The 7,556-nt window shown below is 64.0% G+C and carries 7 protein-coding genes and 1 pseudogene; 2 read left to right on the top strand and 6 right to left on the bottom strand.

The window, feature by feature from the left end:
* Positions 1–64: 64 nt before the first annotated feature.
* The 3 genes and pseudogenes from QM590_RS23395 to pdhA form a co-directional block, all read right to left on the bottom strand.
* Positions 65–469: pseudogene (locus QM590_RS23395) on the bottom strand (biotin/lipoyl-containing protein); the annotation flags it as partial.
* Positions 466–1,470 carry an alpha-ketoacid dehydrogenase subunit beta gene (locus QM590_RS23390; RefSeq protein ID WP_243610427.1) on the bottom strand — a complete coding sequence of 335 codons (1,005 nt, stop codon included), beginning with the start codon at positions 1,468–1,470 and terminating at the stop codon, positions 466–468. The gene QM590_RS23390 and the pseudogene QM590_RS23395, both read right to left, overlap by 4 nt.
* The gene (gene pdhA / locus QM590_RS23385) at positions 1,467–2,582 is read right to left on the bottom strand and encodes a pyruvate dehydrogenase (acetyl-transferring) E1 component subunit alpha (RefSeq protein WP_269596558.1); all 1,116 of its coding nucleotides are present in this window, start codon (positions 2,580–2,582) and stop codon (positions 1,467–1,469) included. The genes QM590_RS23390 and pdhA overlap by 4 nt, the downstream gene beginning before the upstream one ends.
* Before the next feature lie 158 nt (positions 2,583–2,740).
* Between pdhA and QM590_RS23380 the strand changes: the two genes are divergently transcribed.
* Entirely contained in the window at positions 2,741–3,226 is a 486-nt protein-coding gene (locus QM590_RS23380) for an Lrp/AsnC family transcriptional regulator (RefSeq protein WP_269596559.1), read from the top strand.
* Between the two features lie 28 nt (positions 3,227–3,254).
* Here the strand turns inward: QM590_RS23380 and hppD are convergent, their stop codons facing one another.
* Positions 3,255–4,460: a 4-hydroxyphenylpyruvate dioxygenase gene (gene hppD, locus QM590_RS23375; protein ID WP_269596560.1), complete on the bottom strand. Its 1,206-nt coding sequence runs from the start codon at positions 4,458–4,460 to the stop codon at positions 3,255–3,257.
* 207 nt (positions 4,461–4,667) lie between these two features.
* Between hppD and QM590_RS23370 the strand changes: the two genes are divergently transcribed.
* On the top strand, positions 4,668–5,180 hold the full coding sequence (locus QM590_RS23370; RefSeq protein WP_269596561.1) for an Lrp/AsnC family transcriptional regulator: 513 nt from the start codon (positions 4,668–4,670) through the stop codon (positions 5,178–5,180).
* 40 nt (positions 5,181–5,220) lie between these two features.
* Here the strand turns inward: QM590_RS23370 and QM590_RS23365 are convergent, their stop codons facing one another.
* Together QM590_RS23365 and QM590_RS23360 are read right to left on the bottom strand one after the other, a co-directional pair.
* On the bottom strand, positions 5,221–6,600 hold the full coding sequence (locus QM590_RS23365) for an SLC13 family permease (RefSeq protein ID WP_094668638.1): 1,380 nt from the start codon (positions 6,598–6,600) through the stop codon (positions 5,221–5,223).
* A 73-nt stretch (positions 6,601–6,673) separates the two neighbouring features.
* On the bottom strand, positions 6,674–7,555 hold the full coding sequence (locus QM590_RS23360; RefSeq protein ID WP_269596562.1) for a hydroxymethylglutaryl-CoA lyase: 882 nt from the start codon (positions 7,553–7,555) through the stop codon (positions 6,674–6,676).
* Between the last annotated feature and the right edge of the window lies 1 nt (position 7,556).

The following is a 7,556-nucleotide window of genomic DNA, read 5'->3' as shown; positions in this document are numbered from 1 at the left end:
ACATGTCCCTGGACATCTCGTGTCTCATATGTCCCCGGACTCAACACGTAGCCTGGGCCGAGCTTCCGCTCACATGCGGCGCAGCCGCTCCCACCTGCGGCGTAGCCGCTTTTCTCCGACGACGGCCGGTCGGACCGTGTCCCGTGCCGTAGCCGATCAGCACATTTCCAGAGCCGGCTTTCTCCTCTTCGCGGTAACGCTCATGGGCAGCGGACACATCGGCGACGGCACCGCCGGTGATGCTGATCAGCGGAGCACCGACGGCGAGTGACGTGCCCTCGGCGGCATGCAGTTCGCCGACAACACCCTCGAACGGGCAGGGCACCTCGACGGAGGCTTTCGCCGTCTCGACCTCGACGACGACCTGATCGATGGTGACGGTGTCGCCGGGCTTGACCTTCCATTCGACGATCTCGGCCTCGGTCAGTCCTTCCCCGAGGTCGGGGAGCAGAAACACCTGCATGCTCATACCGTGACCGCCTTGCTCAGGTCGGGGGCGTCGTTCCACTGCAGTCGGTCCATCGCGTCGAGCACACGGTCAGCGGAGGGCAGGTGGAAATGCTCCAGTTTCGGTGCGGGGTAGGGGATGTCGAGACCGGTGACCCGCAGTACCGGAGCGTGCAGGTGATGGAAGCAACGCTCGGATACCCGCGACGCGATCTCTGCGGCGACACCGGAGAATCCCTGCGCTTCTTGGATCACGATGCAGCGTCCGGTCTTACGTACCGAGGCCGCGACGGTCTCGTCGTCGAACGGATTGAGCGATCGCAGATCGATCACTTCGACGCTCCGGCCGTCCTCGGCTGCGAACTCCGCGGCCTGCATGGCCACCGACACGGTGGGGCCGTAGGCGAGAAGAGTGACGTCGGTACCGGCACGGCGGACGACGGCGGTGCCGATCGGCTCGGTCTTGGTCAGCTCGATGTCGTCCTTGGAGAAGTACAGCCGCTTCGGCTCGAGGAAGATCACCGGATCCGGATCGGCGATGGCGTCCCGCATCAGTGAGTACGCGTCGGCAACGGTGGACGGTGAGACGACCTTCAGGCCCGGGGTGTGGGCGTAGTAGGCCTCGGACGAGTCGCAGTGATGCTCGACGCCGCCGATACCGCCGGCGAACGGGATGCGTATGACCATCGGCGCGGTGAGTGAGCCACGAGTTCTGTTGCGCAGCTTGGCCACATGAGACACAATCTGCTCGAAGGCCGGGTAGGCGAAGGCGTCGAATTGCATCTCGACGACGGGCTTGTAACCCGACATCGCCATTCCGATTGCAAATCCGACGATACCCGACTCGGCGAGCGGGGTGTCGAAGCAGCGATCGTCACCGAAGTCTCGGGTCAGTCCGTCGGTGACGCGGAAGACGCCGCCGAGTGTGCCGACGTCCTCGCCGAACACGACGACCTTCTCGTCCTCGGTCAACGCGTCGCGCAGGGCGGCGTTCAGTGCTCCGGCCATGGTCATCGTGGTCATGACAGTTCTCCTGCAGCGATTTCGGCGGCAACCTGATCGCGTTGTTCGATCAGGGCGGGTGTGGGGGAGGAGTAGACGAACCGGAACAGATCCTCGGGATCGACCTCCTGCTCGACGTTCATGCCGGCGCGAAGCGCAGCGGCGTCGGCGTCGGCCGACACCGTCATCTGCTCGCGCAGCTCGTCGGTGAGTAGCCCCTGGCCTTCGAGGTAGGAATCGAGGCGCGAGAGCGGATCTCGGGCCAGCCACCCTTCGACCTCGTCGGCCTTGCGGTAGCGCGTGGCATCATCGGCGTTGGTGTGCGCGTCCATGCGGTATGTGTGCGCCTCGACGACGACCGGTCCCTTGCCCGCTCTGACGTACTTCACGGCTTCGTCCATCACGGCCATCATGGCAATCGGGTCGTTGCCATCGACCTGCTCGCTGCCGATTCCGTAGCCGACTCCCTTGTGCGACAACGAGGGAGCGGCACTCTGACGTGCCAGGGGAACGCTGATCGCGAAGCCGTTGTTCTGCACCAGGAAGATGACCGGTGCCCGGAACACCGCGGCGAAGTTGAGGGCCTCATGGAAGTCGCCCTCACTGGTGGCACCGTCGCCGCAGAAGGCGAGGGCGATGGTGTCGCGACCCTGCTTGGCCTCGGCGTACGCGAAGCCGGTCGCGTGGAGCAATTGTGTTGCCAGTGGGGTGCATTGGGGAGCGATTTTGTAGGCGGTCGGGTCGTAGCCGCAGTGCCAGTAGCCGGCGAGCATGCCGAGCAACTCCACCTGGTCGACGCCTCGCGCCGCGAGAGCCATCGAGTCACGGTACGTCGGGAACATCCAGTCCTGCTCGCCCAGGCAGAGGGCGGCCGCGATCTGGCAGGCCTCCTGTCCGCGCGAAGACGGGTAGACCGCGAGACGGCCCTGCTTGGTCAAAGCTGTTGCCTGCTGGTCGAATCGGCGACCGTGGACCATCGAGCGATACATCTCGAGCAGGCGCTCGTTGGACGGGTGTGCGTAACGGGCGGCACTGTCCACGCCCGTCCCGTCCGGCGCGAGATACTGCACGGGACGGTCGGCGGGCATGAACTGTTGGTAGGACGTTGCCGCTACCTTCTCGACGGTCGTCATGTCGCACTCTCCTGAAATCGGCTTGTACGGCGATTCTGGCCGATTTTGTGATGAACAAGTCCGATCGTCGTAGAATTGCAGACATATGGCCGCCGATTGCCACGCGAATCCAGAATCTGTCCGATCGGCGCAACGAACCACGAGGTAGGAGCGGACGAATGGACGACGTCTCGAGGCGTGTGGAGTTGGACGACACCGATCGTCGCATCCTCGCCGAGCTCAGCGCGGACGGCCGGATATCGATGCGAGTGCTGGCCGATCGTTTGAATCTCTCGCGGGCACATACCTATACGCGGGTGGACAGACTCAAGGATTCCGGTGTCATCGAACGGTTCACCGTGCAGGTGGATCACGCGGCCTCAGGGCTCGGGACGTCGGCGTTCATCGCGTTGTCCATCCGTCAGGATTCGTGGCGGACCGTGTCCGAGGGGCTGAGGGCGATGGAGTTCGTCGACCATTTCAGCTTGCTCGGAGGGGATTTCGACGTGCTGGTACTCATCAGGACTCCCGACAACGAGAGCCTGCGGTTGGTGGTGCTCGAGGGACTGCAATCGCTCGACGGCGTTCGGGCGACCCGCACGTGGTTGATCTTCGACGAAGATCGAGGTGGCCTGGGACGCACGACGCCGCCCACCGAACGCTGACAGTGGGCGGCGTCGAACAGATCACGAGTCAGAAGTTTCCGCGCGCGTCCTGCTCCCGCTCGATGGCCTCGAACAGTGCCTTGAAGTTACCGATTCCGAAGCCGAGCGAGCCGTGGCGTTCGATCAGCTCGAAGAATACCGTCGGGCGATCGACCAGTGGCTTGGTGAAGATCTGCAGCAGATACCCGTCCTCGTCACGGTCGACGAGAATGCCGCGCTTCTGCAGCTCTTCGATCGGTACCCGGACGTTGCCGATACGGGCCCGCAGTTCCGGGTCCTCGTAGTACGAATCGGGTGTGGCGAGAAATTCGACGCCCGCTGCGCGGAGGGCATCGACCGAGGACAGGATGTCGTTGGTCGCGAGCGCCAGATGCTGTGCTCCTGGGCCTCGGTAGAAGTCGAGGTACTCGTCGATCTGTGAGCGCTTTTTGGCGATGGCCGGCTCGTTCAGTGGGAACTTCACGCGGTGATTGCCGTTGGAGACGACCTTGCTCATCAGCGCCGAGTAATCGGTGGCGATATCGGCCCCGACGAACTCGGCCATGTTCGTGAAACCCATGACGCGGTGGTAGAAGTCGACCCACTCGTCCATCTTTCCGAGCTCGACATTGCCGACCACGTGATCGAGAGCCTGGAAGATGCGCTTGGGAGCTCCTTCCGGTCGCTGTAACGTCGACGTTCGCGGTACGTAGCCGGGTAGGTAGGCGCCGGTGTAGCGGGAGCGGTCCACCAACGTGTGCCGGGTGTCGCCGTAGGTCGCGATGGCCGCGGTGCGGACTGTGCCGTGCTCGTCGGAGGTGTCGGTCGGCTCTTGCAGTACTCGCGCGCCCTGGGCCCGCGCATGTTCGATGCATCGATCCACATCCGGTACGGCCAGCGCGATGTCGACGACGCCGTCACCGTGGCGGGTGTGGTGGGCGACCAGATCGCTGTCCGGATCGACGGCTCCCTTGATGACGAAACGCACTGCGCCGGACTTGAGCACGTACGCGTGGTGGTCACGTTGGCCCGTTGTCGGGCCGGAGTAGGCAACGAGCTCCATGCCGAACGCGGACTGGAAGAAGTGCGCGGTCTGCGTCGCGTTGCCGACGACCCACACGATGGCGTCCCAGCCGCTGACCGGAAAGGGATCTTTCTTGTCGTCGTACTCGACCAGGCCGACGAGCTGTCGAAGCTGATCTGCATCGAGATCGGCCAATCTTTCGTCGTCGTTGAGGATGCTGTCGAGGCTCATGAAGGCTCCCTGGTTGGTGTGATGGCTCGGGCGCGGCGACAAGGGGATCGGCCGCCTTCGGTTCGAGCTGAGCGAACTGTCCTGATGACTCAAACATTGCCGGTGAGAGGTGTCAATCGACCGGACTTCTGCTAGCTGAGCTGTGCAGATGGGCCAGGAGAATGCGCGGCTTGCTATACAATTCGTACAGAAAACTGGAGGTGCGCGATGGAATCCACATTGGACGAGTTGGACCGGGCGATGCTCGCTGCGCTGCATGACAATTCGAGGATCGGCGTGCTCGAGCTGTCGCGGACGCTCGGCGTTGCGCGTGCGACTGTGTCGGCCCGTCTGCAGCGACTGGAGGACACCGGTGTCATCAGGGGGTATCAACCTCGAATCGGCTTGGCTGCAGCAGGTTACGGCGTTCAGGCGTTCGTGACGTTGGAGATCGCCCAGGGCGCTCTCGGTGACGTCGTCGCTGTTCTGGAGCAAATACCCGGGGTGTTGGAAGCATTCGCTACGACCGGTGCCGGCGACGTGCTGTGCCGGGTCGCGGCCGCCTCGCACGACGACCTGCAGCGAACTCTGATCGTGCTCAACCAGTCTCGTACGATCGCACGGTCCACCAGTGTGGTCGTGCTCTCGGAACTGGTCGAGTTTCGAGCGATGCCGTTGCTGAACACTGCCGAGCCCGAGAGAACGCCGAAGGCCCCTGCCTTTCGACGAACGCGCGACTGAGCACGTCCGCGTCGAGGCAGGGGCCGAAGTGGCTCTCGAATCAGGTCATCGAAGGCCCGACCACCGTCAGCAACCATACGGTCGGCGGAGCGAGGAGAACGACGAGTCCGCAGTAACCCAACATCTTTCGCTGGAATCGGGCTTTGTCGTCCACTCGTGCTTCGGCCAGGACCATCACGCCGTTGGTGGAGAACGGGCTCACGTCCACCACCGTCGCCGAGAATGCAATGGCGGCAACGAATCCGATGGCTCCCAGTTCGCCGGCGGCGAGCATGGGTGCAGCGAGTGGGAGGGCGATACCGATGGTGCCGATCGACGATCCGAACGCCGAGATGATGGCCACCGCGTAGCACAGGATGAGTGCCGTCAGCAGTGGTGATCCCAGGGCGGAGGCGGCGTCGCCGAGGAATCCCAGCGTACCGTTCTGGGTCATGACTGCCATGTACGTCTGAACACCGCAGACCAGAACCACGGCGGGCCAGGCGATGTTGTCGACCACCTTCGGATGAGTCTTCGGTGCCAGCAGCAACAACACGACCGACACGCAGATCGCGCTGACGCCGATGTCGACGCCCAAGGTCACGGACAGCAGAACCAGGGCGGCAATACCGAGAAGCGTGAGTACGCGCACTCGAGTCAGGGGGACGGCTTGATCGGGAACCGTTGTGACCGAGGCTGCTTCGATCGGATCGGCTTCGACTTGCACGGCGGTGCCGCCACCGCTGCCCTCGGGCAACCCGGTGTTGCCCGGACGCGGTCCTGACGGCACCGGCAGCCCGCCCTCCTGGTCGCGGAGATCCTGGACGTCGAACGCACGCGTGCGGTCTTTGATCAGGTCGCGGCCGAGAACGAGGAAGAGAACCAGTGCGATCAGCGTGTTGAGAACGAACGGGATGAGGAACAGCGCGAGCGGATGTGAGCCCACACCGGTGGAGTCCATCAAGCCGTTGACGAAAGCGCCGTAGAGGTTGATCGGGGAGAAGCAGCAGGCGAGCGCGCCATGGCTGACGACCATGCCCATCAGGAAGGGATTGATGTTGTTGCGCTTGGCCAGCGGCATCGCGATCGGTGCCAGCATGCCGACGGCGAGCACGGATCCGAGGGCCATCAGCAGGCCGGACAGCAGGAACATCATCCACAGGATGGCCCAGCGCCGTCCGCCCACCAGTCGGAGGGATCGATCGATGACGACGTCGATGGTTCCGTTGGCTTTGGCGATGGCGAACAACAAGGTGATGCCACCGACGATGATGAAGGTGCTACCTGGGAATGCGTCGATGATGTCTTCGATAGGTATGCCGGATATCGCGCCACCGATGAGGAAAGCGCCGGCGAAGGCCAGTAGGCCCATGTTGATGGGGGTGATCGTCGCGACCGTGAAGATTGCGATGAGGGCGATGATCGAGATTGCGTAGACCACGGCTGGCCTTTCGGACGGAGGATGAGGTTGTGCCGCAGGGGAAGCGGCGATGCGCGGACCGGAGCCCGCCTGATCAGAGAGCGGAAGCAGAAGTGGGGAGAGGAAGAGCGCGATCGACCACTGAACGAGCGAGATCGGCAGCGGTGGCCAGAGCAGCCGTGTCGATACCGGTGTCGATTCCGGCGCGATGGAACCTGTCGACGAGCTGCTCGGTGGCCAGGTTTCCGTGCGCGCCCGGGGCGAAGGGGCAACCGCCGTACCCGGCGAGCGCGCTGTCGAAGTGCTCGATCTCGAGGTCGAGCACTGCACGTACCGCTGTCTCGAGGGCCTGGTCGTGGGCGTTGTGCAGGTGCAGGCTGATCGTCAACTCGGGCAACGCCCTTCGGACGGCGTCGGCTCCGGCCAGTACCTGGTCGGTGGTCGCGATGCCGAGGGTATCCGCGAGACCGAGGCTCGATACGCCGATGTCGGCCATGCGGGTGCAGACCTCGACGAGCCGTGCGGGCGTGATGATGCCGTCGAACGGGCACACGAAAGCGGTACTGACTCCGCCGATGAACGTCCGATCCGGATGCGCCGCGACTGCACGGTGCCAATCCTGCAGAGCGTCCTCGGACGACCGTCCGGCATTCGCGCGGCTGTGGCCCTCACTGGCGGAGGTGACGACCTGGATGACATCGATGTCGGTCTCGGCGGCCCGGTGCACTCCCCGTCCGTTCAATGTCAATGCGGTGTAACGGATATCGGATCGGCGCGGTGCACGCGAGACGACCTCTTCGGCGTCGGCCATCTGCGGCACCCGGGTGGGAGAAACGAACGAGGCGATCTCGACGGTCGTGATGCCCGACGCGAGGGTGGCGTCGAGTACGGCGAGTTTGTCCTCCGTGGGGACGATGCACTTCTCGTCCTGCAATCCGTCGCGGAGATAGACGTCGGTGATGTGTACGCGAGGCATG

Source organism: Rhodococcus sp. IEGM 1372, from assembly GCF_030056835.1.
In the GTDB taxonomy this organism is placed as follows: domain Bacteria; phylum Actinomycetota; class Actinomycetes; order Mycobacteriales; family Mycobacteriaceae; genus Rhodococcoides.
This window is presented reverse-complemented; position numbering and strand designations above follow the sequence as displayed.